Source organism: Brevibacterium daeguense, from assembly GCF_021729135.1.
GTDB classification, from domain to species: domain Bacteria; phylum Actinomycetota; class Actinomycetes; order Actinomycetales; family Brevibacteriaceae; genus Brevibacterium; species Brevibacterium daeguense.
The window spans coordinates 1-801 of the sequence record NZ_JAJTWW010000039.1 but is presented as its reverse complement, the minus strand read 5'-3'; the positions used below and the strand labels follow the sequence as shown (position 1 = coordinate 801).

Below are 801 nucleotides of genomic sequence, written 5' to 3'. Positions count from 1 at the left end.
GTCGTCGGTGCTGGCGTCGTCGGTGCTGTCGTCAGCGGACGGGGTCGGGGATGGTGTGTCCTCGCCCTGATCGTCATCCTCGTCGTCTTCCTGCGTCGGCTCACCGGCGATGGTGATGAGGGCGCTGAGTGTCGTCTCTTCGCCTTCCGGATCGGTCAGGGTGAGCTCAACCGGCACTTCCTGGCCCGGCTCGAAGTCCGCGGCGGGTCCCTGGTAGTAGACGGAGACGACCGCAACGCCCTCCGCATCGGCGGTCTCGGTGTCGTCGGTCAGGCTGTTGGCGACGGTGGTGCCCGGCACCAGGCCCGAGACGACGAAGGTGACGCCGGCCTCTTCATCCACCAGGTCCTCGGCCGAGACGACCTCTGGCTCCACTGCGACAGCGGCATTCTCGTTCGTCGTCGGCACCGAACCCTGCTCGTCGCCGGGGGTGCCATCGGAGTCGTCTGCGACGAGGGCGAAGCCGTTGAGGAACTTCTCCTCGCCCGCCGCGTCACGGACCTCCGGGAAGATCTCCCCGTCGAAGACGCGAGTGAGGTCGCGCTGGAAGGTGCCCGACACTGTTCCGGTCTCGTCGGCCGGTTCGAGGGCGATGTAGGTCGAGTCGCCGAGGTACCCGCCGCCGTCGGCCTCCATGTATCCCCACCGGATCTCGACGACTTCGCCTTCGTCCAGGCCGGAGATGGTGAAGTCGATCCCCGCAGCGAGCTCGGCCGGGGTGAATGCGTCAGCGCCTCCCTCGTAGGAGACCGCCGCATCTTCGATCGCGAACACGACCGAAGGGGCGAGGACGACCGGCGC

Annotated in this window: 1 protein-coding gene; it reads right to left on the bottom strand. The window is 67.9% G+C overall.

Translation table 11 applies throughout. From position 1 onward, the window contains the following. Positions 1-801 (bottom strand): hypothetical protein (locus LXN01_RS15970; RefSeq protein WP_439098462.1); only part of this gene is annotated, 801 nt, incomplete at both ends.